The sequence below is a fragment of the Pseudomonas sp. B3(2017) genome, from assembly GCF_002113595.1.
Classification (GTDB): domain Bacteria; phylum Pseudomonadota; class Gammaproteobacteria; order Pseudomonadales; family Pseudomonadaceae; genus Aquipseudomonas; species Aquipseudomonas ekonensis.
The window spans coordinates 366884-384248 of the sequence record NZ_NEIU01000001.1 but is presented as its reverse complement, the minus strand read 5'-3'; the positions used below and the strand labels follow the sequence as shown (position 1 = coordinate 384248).

The 17365-nt window shown below is 63.4% G+C and carries 13 protein-coding genes; 5 read left to right on the top strand and 8 right to left on the bottom strand.

The genetic code is table 11. The features are described from left to right. Nucleotides 1-422: 422 nt before the first annotated feature. On the top strand, nt 423-3326 hold the full coding sequence (locus tag CAG33_RS01655) for a ribonucleoside-diphosphate reductase subunit alpha (protein ID WP_085578204.1): 2904 nt from the start codon (nt 423-425) through the stop codon (nt 3324-3326). A 154-nt stretch (nt 3327-3480) separates the two neighbouring features. Here CAG33_RS01655 and CAG33_RS01650 read toward each other — a convergent pair whose 3' ends face one another. The 7 genes from CAG33_RS01650 to CAG33_RS01620 all read right to left on the bottom strand — a co-directional run bounded on the left by CAG33_RS01650 (nt 3481) and on the right by CAG33_RS01620 (nt 13242). Beyond that, on the bottom strand, nt 3481-7998 hold the full coding sequence (locus CAG33_RS01650) for a calcium-binding protein (protein ID WP_256576710.1): 4518 nt from the start codon (nt 7996-7998) through the stop codon (nt 3481-3483). A 258-nt stretch (nt 7999-8256) separates the two neighbouring features. Then, nucleotides 8257-9585, bottom strand: coding sequence for a flagellar hook protein FlgE (gene flgE, locus CAG33_RS01645; RefSeq protein WP_085578205.1), 1329 nt, complete (start codon nt 9583-9585; stop codon nt 8257-8259). 30 nt (nt 9586-9615) lie between these two features. Beyond that, nucleotides 9616-10341: a flagellar hook assembly protein FlgD gene (flgD, locus tag CAG33_RS01640; protein WP_085578206.1), complete on the bottom strand. Its 726-nt coding sequence runs from the start codon at nt 10339-10341 to the stop codon at nt 9616-9618. 15 nt (nt 10342-10356) lie between these two features. Then, entirely contained in the window at nt 10357-10800 is a 444-nt protein-coding gene (flgC, locus tag CAG33_RS01635; protein ID WP_085578207.1) for a flagellar basal body rod protein FlgC, read from the bottom strand. Nucleotides 10801-10803: 3 nt separating this feature from the next. Further along, nucleotides 10804-11211: a flagellar basal body rod protein FlgB gene (gene flgB, locus CAG33_RS01630; protein WP_085578208.1), complete on the bottom strand. Its 408-nt coding sequence runs from the start codon at nt 11209-11211 to the stop codon at nt 10804-10806. 223 nt (nt 11212-11434) lie between these two features. After that, the gene (cheR, locus tag CAG33_RS01625) at nt 11435-12262 is read right to left on the bottom strand and encodes a protein-glutamate O-methyltransferase CheR (protein WP_085636675.1); all 828 of its coding nucleotides are present in this window, start codon (nt 12260-12262) and stop codon (nt 11435-11437) included. Nucleotides 12263-12309: 47 nt separating this feature from the next. Continuing rightward, nucleotides 12310-13242 (bottom strand): chemotaxis protein CheV, encoded by a 933-nt coding sequence (locus CAG33_RS01620; RefSeq protein ID WP_085578210.1) that lies wholly within the window; start codon nt 13240-13242, stop codon nt 12310-12312. Nucleotides 13243-13324: 82 nt separating this feature from the next. Between CAG33_RS01620 and flgA the strand changes: the two genes are divergently transcribed. From flgA to CAG33_RS01600, 4 genes are all read left to right on the top strand, one after another. Further along, nucleotides 13325-14086 carry a flagellar basal body P-ring formation chaperone FlgA gene (gene flgA / locus CAG33_RS01615; protein ID WP_085578211.1) on the top strand — a complete coding sequence of 254 codons (762 nt, stop codon included), beginning with the start codon at nt 13325-13327 and terminating at the stop codon, nt 14084-14086. Between the two features lie 150 nt (nt 14087-14236). Further along, on the top strand, nt 14237-14563 hold the full coding sequence (gene flgM / locus CAG33_RS01610) for a flagellar biosynthesis anti-sigma factor FlgM (RefSeq protein ID WP_085578212.1): 327 nt from the start codon (nt 14237-14239) through the stop codon (nt 14561-14563). Nucleotides 14564-14611: 48 nt separating this feature from the next. Further along, nucleotides 14612-15079 (top strand): flagella synthesis protein FlgN, encoded by a 468-nt coding sequence (locus CAG33_RS01605; protein ID WP_085578213.1) that lies wholly within the window; start codon nt 14612-14614, stop codon nt 15077-15079. Nucleotides 15080-15171: 92 nt separating this feature from the next. After that, nucleotides 15172-15918: a flagellar brake protein gene (locus CAG33_RS01600; protein WP_085578214.1), complete on the top strand. Its 747-nt coding sequence runs from the start codon at nt 15172-15174 to the stop codon at nt 15916-15918. Nucleotides 15919-15998: 80 nt separating this feature from the next. Here CAG33_RS01600 and CAG33_RS01595 read toward each other — a convergent pair whose 3' ends face one another. Beyond that, on the bottom strand, nt 15999-17348 hold the full coding sequence (locus CAG33_RS01595; protein WP_085578215.1) for an MFS transporter: 1350 nt from the start codon (nt 17346-17348) through the stop codon (nt 15999-16001). Nucleotides 17349-17365 lie beyond the last annotated feature (17 nt).

The window sequence follows — 17365 nt, the reverse complement described above, 5'->3', positions numbered from 1 at the left end:
TCCCTCCCCCAAACGCATTATCTTGTAGCCCGCGCGCAAAAAAACCCTAGATGTTGGGGTTGGCGCCCAAAACCCAAACACAAACCCGGCAGTGAATTCAAGGCTTTTTATTGCCATTGTCGGGTTGAACCAAACGTATTTTCAGAAGCCCAAACCGCGCCTGCGGATGGCAACCGTTTTTCAGCCGTTCACGGCGATGACGGTACGGGAGTTGCAGTCCGGAACTGCCCCCGGAACGGAATGCGGTTTCACGCGCACCGCGCGTGACCGAAGACTTCGGCATGGAAGCGGCGCCCACAAGGCCCCCTTCCTGAACTGTCCCGAAGTCGTTATGCCCGGCGCTTGCCGGCTGTAGTGCTTCAGGACGGAACGGTGGGCACCGAGACGGTGCCCAAACAAACATAGAGAACGTGGAGACACCCATGCAAACCGACACAACTCGCGAGAACCCGCAGGGCACCTTGCCGCAGGCCGCCGATTCGAATTCGGATCTGGCCGCCACCGCGCCTGGCCAACTGCGCGTGATCAAGCGTAATGGCACTGTCGTTCCTTACACCGATGACAAGATCACCGTCGCTATCACCAAAGCGTTCCTCGCAGTTGAGGGCGGCACCGCTGCCGCCTCGTCGCGAATCCACGACACCGTCGCCCGCCTGACCGAACAGGTCACCGCGACCTTCAAGCGCCGCATGCCGTCGGGCGGCACCATCCACATCGAAGAGATCCAGGACCAGGTCGAACTGGCCCTGATGCGCGCCGGCGAGCAGAAAGTCGCCCGCGACTACGTGATCTACCGCGACGCCCGCTCCAAGGAGCGCGCCACCCGCACCACCGCCGAAGCCCCGGTGCAGGCTCACCCGTCGATCCGCATCACCCGTGCCGACGGCAGCCTGGCGCCGCTGGACATGGGCCGCCTGAGCACCATCGTCAGCGAAGCCTGCGAAGGCCTGGAAGAAGTCGACGGCGAACTGATCCAGCGCGAAACCCTGAAGAACCTGTACGACGGCGTGGCCCTGAACGACGTCAACACCGCCCTGGTGATGACCGCCCGCACCCTGGTCGAGCGTGAGCCGAACTACTCGTTCGTCACCGCTCGCCTTTTGATGGACACCCTGCGCGCCGAAGGCCTGGGCTTCCTGGGCGTCGCCGAGAGCGCGACCCACCACGAGATGGCCGACCTGTACGCCAAGGCCCTGCCGGCCTACGTCGCCAAAGGCATCGAGTTCGAACTGCTGAACCCTGTGCTGGCCGACTTCGACCTGGAGAAACTGGGCAAGGCGATCAACCACGAGCGCGACCAGCAGTTCACCTACCTGGGCCTGCAGACCCTCTACGACCGTTACTTCATCCACAAGGACGGCGTGCGCTTCGAACTGCCGCAGATCTTCTTCATGCGCGTGGCCATGGGCCTGGCCATCGAAGAGAAGCAGAAAGAAGACCGCGCGATCGAGTTCTACAACCTGCTGTCGTCCTTCGACTACATGGCGTCGACCCCGACCCTGTTCAACGCCGGCACCCTGCGTCCGCAGCTGTCCAGCTGCTACCTGACCACCGTTCCGGACGACCTGTCGGGCATCTACGGCGCGATCCACGACAATGCCATGCTGTCCAAGTTCGCAGGCGGCCTGGGCAACGACTGGACTCCGGTGCGTGCGCTGGGCTCGTACATCAAGGGCACCAACGGCAAGTCGCAAGGCGTCGTGCCGTTCCTCAAGGTGGTGAACGACACCGCCGTGGCCGTGAACCAGGGCGGCAAGCGCAAGGGCGCTGTCTGTGCGTACCTGGAAACCTGGCACATGGACATCGAAGAGTTCATCGAGCTGCGCAAGAACACCGGTGACGACCGTCGCCGCACCCACGACATGAACACCGCCAACTGGATCCCGGACCTGTTCATGAAGCGCGTCTTCGACGACGGCAAGTGGACCCTGTTCTCGCCGTCCGAAGTGCCGGATCTGCACGACCTGACCGGCACCGCCTTCGAAGAGCGCTACGAGTACTACGAAGCCCTGACCGAGTACCCGGGCAAGATCAAGCTGTTCAAGACCATCCAGGCCAAGGACCTGTGGCGCAAGATGCTCTCGATGCTGTTCGAGACCGGCCACCCGTGGCTGACCTTCAAGGATCCGTGCAACCTGCGCAGCCCGCAGCAGCACGTGGGCGTGGTGCACAGCTCGAACCTGTGCACCGAGATCACCCTGAACACCAACAAGGACGAGATCGCGGTCTGCAACCTGGGCTCGATCAACCTGCCGAACCACATCGTCGACGGCAAGCTGGACACCGCCAAGCTGCAACGCACCGTGAACACCGCCGTGCGCATGCTCGACAACGTGATCGACATCAACTACTACTCGGTGCCGCAGGCGAAGAACTCCAACTTCAAGCACCGTCCGGTGGGCCTGGGCATCATGGGCTTCCAGGACGCGCTGTACCTGCAGCACATCGCCTACGGCTCGCAGGAAGCGGTCGAGTTCGCCGACAAGTCGATGGAAGCCGTCAGCTTCTACGCGATCCAGGCGTCCTGCGACCTGGCCGACGAGCGCGGCGCCTACGAGACCTTCGAAGGCTCGCTGTGGTCCCAGGGCATCCTGCCGCTGGACTCCCAGCAGATCCTGATCAAGGCCCGCGGCCAGAAGTACATCGATGTGGACCTGAACGAATCCCTGGACTGGGCACCGGTTCGCGCCCGTGTGCAGAAAGGCATCCGTAACTCCAACATCATGGCCATCGCACCGACCGCCACCATCGCCAACATCACCGGCGTGTCGCAGTCGATCGAACCGACCTACCAGAACCTGTACGTGAAATCGAACCTGTCGGGCGAATTCACCGTGATCAACCCGTACCTGGTGCGCGACCTCAAGGCCCGCGGCCTATGGGACTCGGTCATGATCAACGACCTGAAGTACTACGACGGTTCGGTGCAGCAGATCGAGCGCATCCCGGCGGAGCTCAAGGCGCTCTACGCCACCGCGTTCGAAGTGGACACCAAGTGGATCGTCGACGCCGCCAGCCGCCGCCAGAAGTGGATCGACCAGGCTCAGTCGCTGAACCTGTACATCGCCGGCGCATCGGGCAAGAAGCTGGACGTGACCTACCGCATGGCCTGGTACCGTGGCCTGAAGACCACCTACTACCTCCGTGCCCTGGCCGCGACCAGCACCGAGAAGTCGACCATCAACACCGGCAAGCTGAACGCGGTATCCGCGGGCGGCAACCACGGCGACGACGCTGTCCTGGCGGCACCGACCGCACCGGCAGGTCCTGCTCCGGTGCCGAAGGCCTGCGCCATCGACGAGCCGGATTGCGAAGCTTGCCAATAAGCTGAGCGCCTTCAGGCGTTGCGAGACGCCTGAACGAACAACCCCCGACAGACCTTCGGTTTGCCGGGGGTTTTCTTTGGGCGCAGGAAAAACGGGCCACAAAAAACGGCGAAGCCCCTTCAGGCTTCGCCGTTTCCTTTGCCGCTACGGGGTATCAGACCATGAACGACTCGGTCATCGCCTGCCCTACGACCGGAATGGTGAAGCTGTCACCGTTGGCGGTCGTGAAGGTCTCGATGGTGGCGGAACCGGCGTACCAGTCGGCCAGCACCACCGCGTTGCCCTTGTAGCCGGCGTTCCAGTCGGACGCCTTGTAGATGTAGGCATTGACGCCGTCGCTCGCGATGAACACATCCGCTTTGGACTGGATGTTCGACAGCACGACCTGATCGCCGCTGGAGCTGCCGTCATCCTTGATCACGAAACGTCCCCCCGTCCCGGTCACCTTGTAGGTGTCGGCGCCTTCTCCGCCGAAGGCAAAACCGTTGCCGACCATGATCAAGGTGTCTACGCCCGCGCCACCGAACAGCTGGTAGCCCGGCCCTTCGCCCACCATCGCGTCGTTGCCTTCGTCACCGTAGGCGATGCCGGCGTAGACCGTGATGCTGTCATTGCCGGCGTCGCCGTGCAGAATGCTGCCGCGGTCGTTGCTGGCGCTCCACATGTCGTCATCGCCGTTGCCGCCGAACAGCATGTCCGCTTCCGCCGGACCGCTGCGGTCAGGGCCGTTGAACGCAAACGGCTCGTACTTGCCGCCGTGGATCGTGTCGTGGCCGTCGCCGCCGCGGATCACGTCATTGCCCGCACCGCCATAGAGCTCGTTGTTCAGGGCATTGCCGGTCAACGTATCGTCGAAGGCCGAACCGTGCAGGCCTTCGATGTTGACCAGCACGTCGCCGGTGGCGTCGCCGCCGGTCACGGTGTTGGCCAGCAGGTCGATCTGCACCGCCGCCGAGCTGCCCAGGTACCAGGCCGCGTCGGCGCCCGCGCCGCCGTCGATGTAGTCGGCGCCCTTGCCGCCGATGAACGTCTCGACGCCGGCCGTGCCGATCAGCGTGTCGTTGAACGCGGTGCCTTCCCAGTTCTCGATGTTCAGGTAAGTGTCGCCGGCCGCAGCCCCGGTCAGCGGCTGGCTGAGATCCAGCGTGATGGCCGAGCTTTCGAACGCAAAGCTGACAGTGTCACGTCCGTAGCCGCCGTCGAAGATGTTGGCCTGGTCGTTGCCCATGAAGGTGTCGTCGCGACCCGAGCCGACGATCTTCTCGATGCTCTGGAAAGTGTCGCCCTTGGCGATCGCCGTGTGCTCGCCGGTCTTGAGGTTGACGACCACGCCCACCGGGCCGATGTCTTCATAGCTGACGGTGTCGAAGCCGTCGCCGCCGATGAAGGTGTCGCCGCCGTCGCCGCCCATCAGCACATCGTTGCCGGCACCGCCGGTGATGACGTTGTCCAGCGCGTTGCCCCGGGCCAGGAAGGTGCCGGTGCCGGTGTAGGTCAGACGCTCGATGCCAGCGTTCATGACGTAGAAGGCCTGGTTGGTGCGCACCTCATCGTTGCCGCCGTCGGCCAGCTCGATGATCGAGCCGAACGTGGCATTGTTGAGAATGTAGACGTCGTCGCCGGCGCCGCCCTGCACGGTGAAGGAGCCCGAGTTGGCGTTGCTGACGAATACGTCGTTGTTGGCCGAACCGATGATCTTCTCGATCCCGGTGAAACTGTCGCCTTCGGCGTCGCCGCCGGCACCGGTGCCGGCTCCGGCGCCGGTGGCGCCCAGGGTCAGGGTCACGCCCTGTGCCGACTGCGAGTAGTCCGCCACGTCGACGGCCGTGCCGGCGCCGCCGTCGAAGCGGTCCGCGCCGCTGCCGGACATGAACGTGTCGCCGTACTGCGAGCCGCGGATCAGCTCGATGTCGGTATAGGTATCGCCTGCGGCGATGCCGCTGTGCACACCGGTCTTGAAGTTGAGCGTGACGGCCGCGCCGCTGTCTTCGTAGCTGACGGTGTCGGTGCCGGCGCCGCCGATGAAGCGGTCGGCGCCTGCGCCGCCCATCAAGGTATCGTTGCCGGCGCCGCCGGTGATGATGTTGTCGGAGGCGTTGCCGCGACCGGTGAAGTTGCCGGTGCCGGTGTAGGTCAGGCGCTCGACCTCGGCGCTCAGCGTCATGTTCGCCAGCGTCGTGCGCACTTCGTCGTTGCCGCCGCCGGCGGTCTCGACGATGGTCTGGAAGGCCGGGCCGTTGATGATGTACAGGTCGTCGCCCGCACCGCCCTCCAGGGTGAAGGCCCCGGCGCCGGTGGTGAACACATCGTTCTGGGCCGAACCGACGATCCGCTCGATGTTGGTGAAGGTGTCGCCCTGAGCGTCGCCGCCCTGCCCGCTGCCCGTGCCGACCGTGGTGAGGGTGATGTTGACGGCCTGTTCGGAGGTCGAGTAGTCGACGGTGTCCACGCCACCGACGACGCCGCCGTCGAAGATGTGCGCCTCCAGCCCGCTGACGAAGGTGTCGCCGAACTTGCTGCCGCGGATGATCTCGATGTCGGTGAAGGTGTCGCCGGCGGCGATGCCCCCATGGACGCCGGTCTTGAGGTTGACCGTCACGCCTGCTGCGGTGCTGTCTTCGTAGCTGACGACATCGGTGCCGGCGCCGCCGATGAAGCGGTCGCCGCCGGCGCCGCCCATGAGCAGGTCGTTGCCGGCGCCGCCGGTGATGATGTTGTCCGAGGCGTTGCCGCGGCCGGTGAAGTTGCCGGTGCCGGTGTAGGTCAGGCGCTCGACTTCGGCCGACAGCGTCAGGCTGGCCTGATTGGTGCGCACTTCGTCGTCGCCGCCGCCCACCGATTCGATCACCGCCGCCGAGCCGTTGCCGTTGATGACGTAGACGTCGTTGCCGGCGCCGCCGCTGAACGTCGTGGAGCCGGCCGTCACGGTGAACACGTCGTCGAAGGCCGAGCCGTAGAAGCCTTCGATGTTGCTGAACAGGTCGCCTTGGGCGTCCCCGCCCGAACCGCTGCCGGCGTTGCTCGCCACGGTCAGGCTGACGCCCTGGGCAGAACCGGCGTAGCTCACGGTGTCGGTGCCGGTGCCGCCGTCGAAAGTGGTGGCGCTTTCATCGGCGACGAAGTTATCGGCGTAACTGGAGCCGCGGAACACTTCGATGCCGCTGAACGTATCGCCCGTGGCGATGCCCGTGTGGACGCCGGTCTTGAGGTTGACCGTCACGCCGACGCCCGAAACGATGTCTTCGTAGCTGACGGTGTCGATGCCCGCGCCGCCGATCAAACGGTCCGCGCCGGCACCGCCGATCAGCAGGTCGTTGCCCGCGCCGCCGGTGATGATGTTGTCGCCGGCGTTGCCGCGGCCGGTGAAGTTGCCGCTGCCGGTGTAGGTCAGGCGCTCCACTTCGGCGCTCATGTTCATGCTGGAAAGGTTGGTGCGAATCTCGTCGTCGCCCCCGCCGGCCAATTCGAGGGCCCCCGCACCGCCGGCGCTGTTGATGATGTAGATGTCGTTGCCGGCGCCGCCGGTGAACGACGCGTTGCCGGACGTGATGGTGAAGACGTCATCGTAGGCCGTGCCGATGTACGACTCGATGTTGCTGAACATGTCGCCTTGGGCATCGCCGCCGGAGCCGGTGCCGGTGGTGCCCGTCACGGTCAGGTTCACCGCCTGGTCGGACAGGGCGTAGCTCACGCTGTCGTAGCCGACGGCACCGTCGAAGGTGTTGGCCGACGCATCGGCGAAGAATTTGTCGTGGTAGGTGGTGCCGCGGATGACCTCGATGCTGTCGAACGTGTCGCCCTTGGCCAGCCCGGTGTGCTCGCCGGTCTTGAGGTTGACCGTCACGCCGAGGCCGGAGTTGTCGTCTTCGTAGCTGGCGGTATCGATGCCCGCGCCGCCGATCAGACGGTCCGCGCCGGCGCCGCCGATCAGCACGTCGTTGCCCGCGCCGCCGGTGATGATGTTGTCGCCGGCGTTGCCGCGGCCGGTGAAGTTGCCGCTGCCGGTGTAGGTCAGGCGCTCGACTTCGGCGCTCATGCCCATGCTGGACAAGCTTGTGCGGATCTCGTCGTCGCCGCCGCCCGCCAGTTCGCTGACACCGGAGAAGGTGGCGCTGTTGATGATGTAGACATCGTTGCCGGCGCCGCCGCTGAAGGATCCGCCGCCGGACGTCACGGTGAAGACATCGTCGTAGTCCGAGCCGATGACCACCTCGATGTTGCTGAACGTGTCGCCCTGGGCGTCGCCGCCGGTCCCGCTGCCGACACCGCCTGCCATCGTGATGTTCACGGCCTGCTCGGAGAGGGCGTAACTCAGGGAGTCATAGCCGTTGCCGCCATCGAACGCGTAGACGTTGCCGTCGGCGACGAATTTGTCGTGGTAGGTCGTGCCGCGGATGACCTCGATGCCTTCGAAGGTGTCGCCCAAGGCCAGCCCGGTGTGCACGCCGGTCTTGAGGTTGACCGTCACGCCCGCACCCGATACGTCATCTTCGTAGCTGGCCGTGTCGGTGCCGGCGCCGCCGATCAACCGGTCAGCCCCCGCCCCACCCATCAGCACGTCGTTGCCGGCGCCGCCATCGAGGATGTCGTCGCCCGCCATTCCGCGGATCTGGTCATCTCCTGCGGTGCCCACCAGATTGTCAGGGCCGTTGGAGCCATTAATTACCGCCATTGCATCTTCCTTGTGTGTGTTGTGGAAACTACGGTGAAACAGGGAATGAAGCTTCCTGATTTCCATATCGCCAAGCCGTGTCCTGGCTCAATGAAGCAGGTGAAAGGGTTTTTGACACGTACGTGCCGGATGCGGCGGGAGTGCAAAAATCAAACCAAGAATCCGACGAACGGCAGTCAGTTGTTCTATAGACGATTTCGGCAGGCATAAAAAAACCGGCGCCACTGGCGCCGGTTCTCTTGTTGCGATCAACCCGGATCAGGTCATCTGAATGATGGTCTGCATGATGGTGCTTTGGGTCGAGATGGTCTTGGCGTTCGCCTGATAGTTGCTCTGGCCCTTGATCAGATCCACCAGCTCGTTTGTCAGGTTGACGTTCGACTCTTCCAGCGAGTTGGATGCCACTTCGCCCAGGGTACCGGTCTTCGGTGCGTCGTAGCCCGGGATGCCCGAAGCGTAGGTCTCTCTCCAGGCGGTGCCGCCGACAGGCTGCAGGCCCTGTTCGTTGGTGAAGCTGGCCAGCGCGACCTGGCCGATGGCCTTGCTCTGGTTGTTGCTGAAGTTGGCGAACAGGGTGCCGGTGCCGTCGATGGTCAGGTTGGTGATCTGGCCGGTGGCGTAGCCGTCCTGGGTCGGGATCGAACGGGCGGTGTCGGCGTTGAACTGGGTGGTCTTGGCCATCGAGATGGTGATGCCCGCCGGGTTGGCCGACGCGCCGTTGGCTTTCCAGACGCCGTTGGTCACGGTGCCCGGCACCCAGCCAGTGAGTTTCAGGTCGCTGCTGATGATGGCAGGGCCACCCGCAGGATCCGGAGTGCTGACCTGAGTCAGTTTGCCGGCGGTGTCGAAGGACATGGTCGAAGCCACCGGTGGGGTGGTCTTCGGATCGCTGCCGGTGGCGTCCGGGTTGCGGCCGTCCACCAGGGTGTAGACCTTCCAGGTGTTGGCGCCGGTCTTGACCATGTACTGGTCCATGACGTGGGAGTTGCCCTGGCTGTCGTACACCGGCGTGCTGAACGACTTGGTGTAGGTCGCGGTGTTGCTCGGGTCGAACTTGCCTGCCGCCACGGTATCGTCGATCACCGGCGCGGTGGAGTTCAGGTTGATGGTCGAGGTCACGAGCGAGGTGGACTTCGGCGCCAGGTTCGAGGTGTCGATCTTCAGGTCGGTCAGCACGCCGTTGATGATCTTGCCGTTGGCGTCCACACCGTAGCCTTGCAGGCGCGAGGTGTAGTCGGTGTTGGTGATGAAGCCGTCCTTGTCGACCTTGAACGTGCCGGCACGGGTGTAGGTGATCGAACCGTTGTTGCTCAGGGTGAAGAAGCCGGAACCGTTGATGCCCATGTCCAGCACGTTGCCGGTGTTGCTGATGTCACCTTGGGTGAACTGCTGGGACACGTTGGCCAGGCGCACGCCGTTGCCGATGACCTTGCTGCCGCTGCCCAGGCGGGTCGACGAGTAGACGTCGGCGAATTCGGCGCGGGAGGACTTGAAACCGGCGGTCGCGACGTTGGCGATGTTGTTGCCGGTCACGTCCAGTTGTTTGTTGGCTGCATAGAGACCGCTGAGGCCGATGTTAAAAGACATATTTCACTCCTTTGTGCCGGTGGGTCGGCTCTATATACCAATGGTTTGTACTTTGGACAGGGCGACGGTGCCCTTGCCGGACAGGTTGAGCATCAGCTCGCCGCCGGTCTGGCTGATCGTCACGCTGGTGACGGTGGCCGGCAGGTAGGTCGCCAGGTCCGTCGCCGTGCCGTTGATCGGGGCATTGGCCTTGACGGTGTAGGTGCCGGCGGCGACCAGGTTGCCGTCCTTGTCCTTGCCGTCCCAGGTGAAGCTCGCATTGCCTGCGGCGCGGCTGCCCAGGTCGATGGTGCGCACGGTCTTGCCGGCGCTGTCGGTGATGGTGACGGTGCCGCCGGCGATCGACGAGGTGACGTTGACCGAACCGGTCATGCCTTTGCTCGGGTCGTCGAGCTGCACGGTGTTGGTCTGCACAATCACGTTGCGGCCCACCAGCGACGAGGCCTGCAGGGCCTGCGACGAGTTGTAGTTGCCGGCCAGCGAACTGACGGTGCTGTTGAGGGTGGTGATGCCTTCAAGGCTGCTGAACTGCGCCAGCTGGGCCACGAACGCGCTGTTGTCCTGCGGGTCCAGCGGGTTCTGGTTCTTCAGCTGGGTCACCAGCAGTTGCAGAAACGCGTCCTTGCCCAGGGCTTTGCCGCCGGTCGAACTGTTGGTGGCCGAAGCGATGCCATCGGCGGTCGAACTGGTCTTCTTCGACGAGTTCGCCAGGATGTCGTTCAGGCTCAGGCTGCTGGTGGTATCGGTAACGCTCATGGCAGTCGCCCCTTATCACTGACCGAGGGTCAGAACCTTCTGCATCATGGTCTTGGCGGTGTTCATCATTTCCGCGTTGGTCTGGAACGAACGGCTCGCGGAAATCATGTCGGCCATCTCTTCCACCACGTTGACGTTCGGGTAGTAGACGTAGCCCTTGGCGTCGGCCGCCGGGTGGTTAGGCTCGTAGCGCGCCTCCAGGTTGCTCTGGTCTTCGACCACGCCCAGCACCTGCACGCCCTGGCCTGCGGCGTCCTGGTTCTGGAACAGGGAGTTGCCGCCGGAGCTCTGCTCGCCCTGGAACATGGTGGCGAACACCGGGTGACGGGCGCGGTAGGTCTGGTCGATGCTCGACGAGACGGTCTCGGCGTTGGCGATGTTCGACGCCACGGTGTTCAGGCGGGTGTTCTGTGCGCTCATGCCGCTGCCGGCAATGTTGAAAACGCTGGACAGGGACATGGATTACTCTCCGCGCAGGGCCGATACCAGCCCTTTGAATTTGCTGTTGAGCAGGGTGAAGCTGGCCTGGAAGCCGACCGCGTTCTGCGCGTAGTTCGACTGCTCCAGTTGGGCGTCCACGGTGTTCTGGTCGATCGACGGCTGCATCGGCGTGCGGTACATCAGCGACTCGTCGCCGTTGCCCAGGCCTTCGGCCTCGATGTGACGGCTGTTGGTCATGTTCAGGGCGAAGGTGCCGTTGGCGTTCTTCTGGCTCTGGGCCTCCAGCACCTTGGAGAAGTCCAGGTCCCGGGCCTTGTAGTTCGGGGTGTCGGCGTTGGCGATGTTGTTGGCCAGCACCTCGGCGCGCTGGGCGCGGAAGCCCAGAGCCTTTTCGTGGATGCCGAGCGCTTTGTCGAAGCTGATGCTCATGTCGGGAACCTTCAGGTGACCGGAGTTTTTCGTAATCGGGTTATAGCAAGCGGCATGCCAATTTATAAAAGCCCCGGATTACGGGGCCTTGCCGACCAACGGCAAGGCGGCAATGCCAGAAAAGCGGCAACGGGTTTCCGCCGCCTGCCGCTTTTCTGCCGCTTGAGGCACAAAAAAACGGGAGCCCTCGCGGACTCCCGTTTCTTGTGTCGCCATGTGCCGGTCACTTCGCCTGGTAGATGATCCCCGGGCTGCACTGCACCATCTGGTAATGGTCGGGCAGCCCGTTCAGCGCTTCGGAAGCGCCGAGGAACAGGTAACCGCCCGGCTTCAGCGTGCTGTGGATGCGCATCAGGATGTCTTTCTTCACCTCGGCGGAGAAGTAGATCAGCACGTTGCGGCAGAACACGATGTCGAACTTGCCGAGGCTGGCGTAGCTGTCGAGCAGGTTGAACGAGCGGAACTCCACCCGGCTCCTGATCGGCGCCTTGACCGCCCAGCGGCCCGGCCCCTTCGGATCGAAGTAGCGCTGCAGGCGATCGGCGGACAGACCGCGGCCGATGGCCAGGCTGTCGTACTCGCCGGTCTTGCAGTTGGTCAGCATGCTGCCGGACAGATCGGTGGCGACGATCTGCACGCCCATCTTCAGCTGGCCGATGTTGATCCGCTCGAACTCGTCGATCGACATCGACAGCGAATACGGCTCCTGGCCCGACGAGCAGGCCGCCGACCAGATCCGCAGACGCTGGTTGGGGCTGGCCTTGATCGCCTCGGGCAGCACCTTGTTCTTGAGGACCTCAAACGGATAGGTGTCGCGAAACCACAGGGTCTCGTTGGTCGTCATGGCATCGACCACCTGCTCGCGCAAACCGCTGCGCGGCTGGGTCTGGATGCGCTGCACCAGCTCACCCAGGGACTTGATGCCTTGCTGCTCCATCAGTTTGTTGAGACGGCTCGACACCAGATACTGTTTGTTTTCACCGAGCAAGATGCCACAGGCTTTCTCCAGGAACACCCGGAACTGTTCGAAATCCAAATTACCCGTAGACAAATTGATGCCGCCTCTTAAATCGTGTTGACCGCCAGGGGCGAACGCCCCTAGCTGATATCTGCTGCTTTGATCCGGTCGACTACCCGGGATGCCAGGTCATCAGGACGGAACTTGGCCAGGAAGTCATCGGCACCGACCTTCTTGACCATCGCCTGATTGAACACACCCGACAACGAAGTATGCAGGATGATGTGAAGCTTTTGCATGCGCGGGTCGCTGCGGATCTCGGCCGTGAGGGTGTACCCGTCCATCTCCGGCATCTCGATGTCGGAGATCATCATCAGGAACTCTTCTTCCGGCTTCTTCCCTTCGTCGACCAGCTTGCGCAGGTAATCCAGCGCCTGCCGGCCGTCGTTCAGCGCCACCACCTCGACGCCCACCGTCTGCAGGCAACGCGTGACCTGCTTGCGCGCCACCGACGAGTCGTCGACCGTCAGCACCCTGAGCGACAACGCCTTGCTCTGGGTCTCGACGTCCACCACGCCGTGCGAAATCGCCTCCGGCGTCGGCGCGACTTCCGCCAGCACCTTCTCGACGTCGATGATTTCGACTAACTGATTGTCCACCCGAGTCACAGCGGTCAGGTAGTGATCGCGACCGGTGCCCTTGGGCGGCGGATGGATCTCTTCCCAGTTCATGTTGACGATGCGCTCCACCGAGCGCACCAGGAAACCCTGGGTCTTGGTGTTGTACTCCGTGATGATCACGAACGGACTGTTCTTGTCTTTCAAAGCCCCGGAACCGGTCGCCATCGCCAGATCAAGGATCGGAATGGTCGCCCCCCGGATATTCGCCACCCCGCACACGACAGGACTGGACTTGGGCATCAGCGTCAGTTGGGGACATTGCAGCACTTCCCGAACCTTGAACACGTTGATCCCGTAGAGCTGCTGACCGTCGAGACGGAACAACAGCAGCTCCAGGCGATTCTGCCCCACCAGTTGCGTGCGCTGGTTCACCGAATCCATTACACCAGCCATGCACAGACTCCTACGCCAACGCCAAGTGTTGTTGCGACGCACATTCGTTGCCAAACGGCACGGCGCTTGCTTTTTAACCCGTATGAACACTCAAACGACATTTTTTCGACGCCCGGCATCCCCGATCCGCAGATGGCTTTGCGCGGCGTCGGCCGTTTGCTTCTTTTTCGCTGGCAGCCCTGCCGTTGCTGATGCGGTTACCTTGCCTGACATGCTTATCGGCGTCACTCAAGGCTTTCTTGAATTCACCGTAGAAGACTATCTGGCCACCAGTCAAACGGAAGGCCGCTACGAAATCGAAGTCAACCAGCTCGACCCGCGCATGCGCATGCCTATGTGCGACAAGGAATTGACAGCCTCCCTGGAGAGTCCCGCACGTCCGCTGGGACGGGTGACGGTCAAGGTGCGCTGCGAAGGCGCATCCCCCTGGACGGTGTTCGTGCCCGCTCAAGTCCGCCTGTTTCGCGAGATCGTGACCACCACCCGTCCCCTCAAGCGCGCCGGGATCATCGAACCCCAGGACGTGACCTTGCGCGAGCGCGACGTGAGTCAGATCAACCAAGGTTTCCTGACGTCGGTGGATCAGGCGATCGGGCAGAAATTGACCCGACCAACGGTCGCCGATCAGGTGATCACGCTGGTGCACCTGGAGCAGGCGGAAGTCGTGCGCAAAGGCGATCAGGTGGTCATCACCGCCCGCAGCGGCACGCTGGCCGTGCGCATGCCGGGCGAAGCCCTGTCCAACGGCGGGCTCAAGGAACAGATCCGGGTGAAGAACCTCAATTCCCAACGGGTCATCAAGGCGCAGGTCATCGCGCCCGGCCAAGTGGAAGTGGCGATGTAGAAAACTGGCGCAGACCGCAGCCGTTCCCTAAACTGTGCCACATCGGCAGACGTGCCGGCGCTTGCAGGCTCATTGACGAAAGGGCCTAAAGTTTTCCAGGGGATGGCCGAGAACATGGCAAGCGTCCAAATTCCCAGAGGTTTTTTTGACATGGTCATCGATTTCAGCCGTTTGAACAGCTCCTCGTCACTTACGGGCGGCACACGCACCAGCGCTCCCAAGGAAACCGCCGAAACCGGCGCTTCCGCACCGCTGAACGCCCCGGCCGAACAGGCCACTGCCGCAAAAAGCGGGGAATCGGTACACCTCAGCAATGAGGCTCAACAGTTGCAGAAGATCACTGACAAGCTGCGCGACCAGCCCGTCGTCGACAAAGGCCGGGTGGCCGAGTTGAAGGCGGCGATCGCCGATGGCAGCTACAAGGTCGACAGCAACCGTGTAGCCAGCAAACTGCTCAACTTCGAAGCCCAGCGCTAGGCCCCGGTCTGCGCCAGGCTTTTGGACGCTTAAAACCCAAGGCCAGCCATGCACGACACAACTTTATTGCAACTGATCATCGACGACTTTGCTCCAGCTCAACAATTGCTGGAGTTGCTGCAAAGCGAGTACCTCGCCCTGCACGGTCGCGACATGCCGCTGCTGGAAGAAATTCTGGCGAGCAAGCAGGCGTTGATCATTCTGCTCGAACAGCATGGCCGCAAGCGCAGCGAGATCCTCGCCAGCCTCAACCTGCCCGCTGACCGCCAAGGCCTGGAGCAACTGGCCAGCCAATCGAGCGTCGGCGACCGGCTGCTGTCCCAGAGCGACGTGCTGACCGACCTGATCGCCCAGTGCCACGCCGCCAACCTCAAGAACGGCCAGTCGATCCGGATCCAGCAGGCCGCCACGGCCAACCAGCTGAAGATCCTCACCGGCGGCGAGCCTCCCGCGCTCTACGATGCCAGCGGCGCCTTCGCGAACCTGCAGAAACCACGCGCACTCAGCCAGGCGTGAGCCCTTCCATGCCGGCGCCCTATCAACACGTGAAACATGCTGGCAAAATGCTGGCTAGCCGTAGTCAAATTTTGTCTGGAGATTGATTCAACGTGTCCAATGCCCTCAGCGCGGATGATGCTCCGCAGCCACCCAAGGTGCTCACCACGCCCCTGGAGATCTCCAGCAACCTGCGCCAGCTGCAAGAAAGCCACGACCCTTTGATCATCACGTTCCTGGAGCGCAGCCAGCGCTTTCAGAGCTACCTGATCAAGGTCGACCGTGACAGCGGCACCATCGCCCTGGACGAAATGATCCCGCGCGACGGCGAGCGTTTCCTCCAGGCCGGCGAGCCGTTCAAGGTCGAAGGCTTCCACGAGGGCGTACGCATCGCCTGGGAATGCAGCACCCCGCTGACCATCGAAGAATCCGCAGGCGACCGCTTCTACAGCGGCGCCATGCCGACCGAAGTGGTCTACCACCAGCGCCGCAACGCCTTTCGCGCGGCCCTGAAGCTGACCGACCTGGTCAATGTCGAACTGGGCGGCGAAAAGCTCAAGTCGCCCCTCTCCGGCAAACTGCTCGACATTTCCGCCACCGGCTGCAAGCTGCGCTTCGAAGGCGACATCACCGGGCGCCTGCAACTGGGCCAGGTCTACGACCGCCTGATCGCTCCCCCGCTGTTCGGCAACCAGTCGGCCTCGGTCGAACTGCGCTACCTGCATTTCGAAGAAAAGCTCAACATGACCTTCGCCGGCCTGCGCTTTCACAACATCAGCGGCCCGGCGGCGCGCAACGTCGAGCGTTTCGTCTACCAACTGCAGCGCGAGGCCCGTCGTTTCGACAAGGACGACTTCTGACCGTCAGGCCAGCGCCATGAAAAACGGGCAGTCACTCAGGGTGACTGCCCGTTTTTCGTTGCGGCAAAGGAAAGGGCCCGTCAGGGCTTGGCGGGCTCGGCGTCCGCCTCGGCAGGCACATCCCCCGCCGCTGCCGGATCGGCATCCGCCGCAGGCTCCGGGCTGACCGAACTGTGCATCTGCTCCTGCACCACCTGCTCGTCCACGCGCGGGTCAAGGGCCGCCACCAGCGGCGAGCTGGACATGCTGTCAGGCATCGCCACGTGATGCAGCGGCGCGTCGTCGACCTGATGCAGGTTGGTCACGGCCTTCGGCCGGATCCGCCACACCAGCACCAGCGCAAAGAACGTGAAGAACGCATACAGGCTCTGGCTGCCGAACAGCTTCATCAGCACCCCTGCCGCCAGCGGACCGATGCTCGCGCCCACGCCGTAGGTCACCAGCAGCATCGCCGTCAGCGACACCCGCCGCTCGCTCTCGACATGGTCGTTGGAAAACGCCACCGCCAACGGGTACAGGCAGAACTGCACCAGCGAACACAGGAAGCCGACGATGAACAACACCTCCAAAGGCACCTGCGGCAGGATCGCCAGGGGCAACGCGGCCACCGCCAGCACCAAGGCAAAACTGCGGATCAGCAACGCCCGGTCGTAACGATCCGACAGCCAGCCCAACGGCCACTGCACCAGCAGCCCGGCGAAGATGCAGCTACCCATGAACAGACCGACCTGCTCGGTGGACAGCCCCTGCTGCGAGGCGTACAGCGGCGCCAGGCCGTAGAACGAACCGATGATCAGCCCCGCCCCCAGCACCGTGCTCAGCGACTGTGGCACGCGCTTGATGAAGAAGCGCGGTTCCATCGGCGCCGGGTGCAGCGGCGCGGGGTGAATCCGCCGGGTCAGGGCCACCGGCACCAGGCACAGGGCAAAGCACAGCGCCACCAGCATCAACAGCTCCGGGCCCAAGCCCGGATGCATCACCAGGATCAGTTGGCCCAGCACCAGCCCCAGGTACGAGGCGATCATGTAGCCGCTGAACACCAGGCCGCGCTGGTTGGCGTCGGCCTGCTCGTTGAGCCAGCTCTCGATGACCATGTACTGGCACATCATGCCGAGGCCGACGATGGTCCTGAGCACCAGCCACGCCGGCAGCCAGTCCACCAGGCCATGGCCCAGCACCGCCGCACCGACGATCCCGGCGCACGCGGAATAGGCGCGGATATGCCCGACCCGGGCGATCAGCCGGTGGCCGATCTTGCCGCCCAGCACCAGGCCGAAATAGTTGGCCGCCATCAACGCACCGACCCACAGTCCGTCGACGTGGTCGGCCGCCAGGCGCAAAGCCAGATAAGTGGAAAGGAGGCCCGAACCGATCAGCATCATCAGCGAGGCGAAATACAGCGCTCGAAAGGATTTCCAGATTTGGCGCATCGGCGTTCCGAGCGGCT

What these genes read in the sequence shown, in the direction of transcription:
- CAG33_RS01655 (WP_085578204.1), top strand. Translation starts at nt 423, where the DNA reads ATGCAAACCGACACAACTCGCGAGAACCCGCAGGGCACCTTGCCGCAG.
- CAG33_RS01650 (WP_256576710.1), bottom strand. Translation starts at nt 7,998, where the DNA reads ATGGCGGTAATTAATGGCTCCAACGGCCCTGACAATCTGGTGGGCACC.
- flgE (WP_085578205.1), bottom strand. Translation starts at nt 9,585, where the DNA reads ATGTCTTTTAACATCGGCCTCAGCGGTCTCTATGCAGCCAACAAACAA.
- flgD (WP_085578206.1), bottom strand. Translation starts at nt 10,341, where the DNA reads ATGAGCGTTACCGATACCACCAGCAGCCTGAGCCTGAACGACATCCTG.
- flgC (WP_085578207.1), bottom strand. Translation starts at nt 10,800, where the DNA reads ATGTCCCTGTCCAGCGTTTTCAACATTGCCGGCAGCGGCATGAGCGCA.
- flgB (WP_085578208.1), bottom strand. Translation starts at nt 11,211, where the DNA reads ATGAGCATCAGCTTCGACAAAGCGCTCGGCATCCACGAAAAGGCTCTG.
- CAG33_RS01620 (WP_085578210.1), bottom strand. Translation starts at nt 13,242, where the DNA reads ATGGCTGGTGTAATGGATTCGGTGAACCAGCGCACGCAACTGGTGGGG.
- flgA (WP_085578211.1), top strand. Translation starts at nt 13,325, where the DNA reads ATGAACACTCAAACGACATTTTTTCGACGCCCGGCATCCCCGATCCGC.
- flgM (WP_085578212.1), top strand. Translation starts at nt 14,237, where the DNA reads ATGGTCATCGATTTCAGCCGTTTGAACAGCTCCTCGTCACTTACGGGC.
- CAG33_RS01605 (WP_085578213.1), top strand. Translation starts at nt 14,612, where the DNA reads ATGCACGACACAACTTTATTGCAACTGATCATCGACGACTTTGCTCCA.
- CAG33_RS01595 (WP_085578215.1), bottom strand. Translation starts at nt 17,348, where the DNA reads ATGCGCCAAATCTGGAAATCCTTTCGAGCGCTGTATTTCGCCTCGCTG.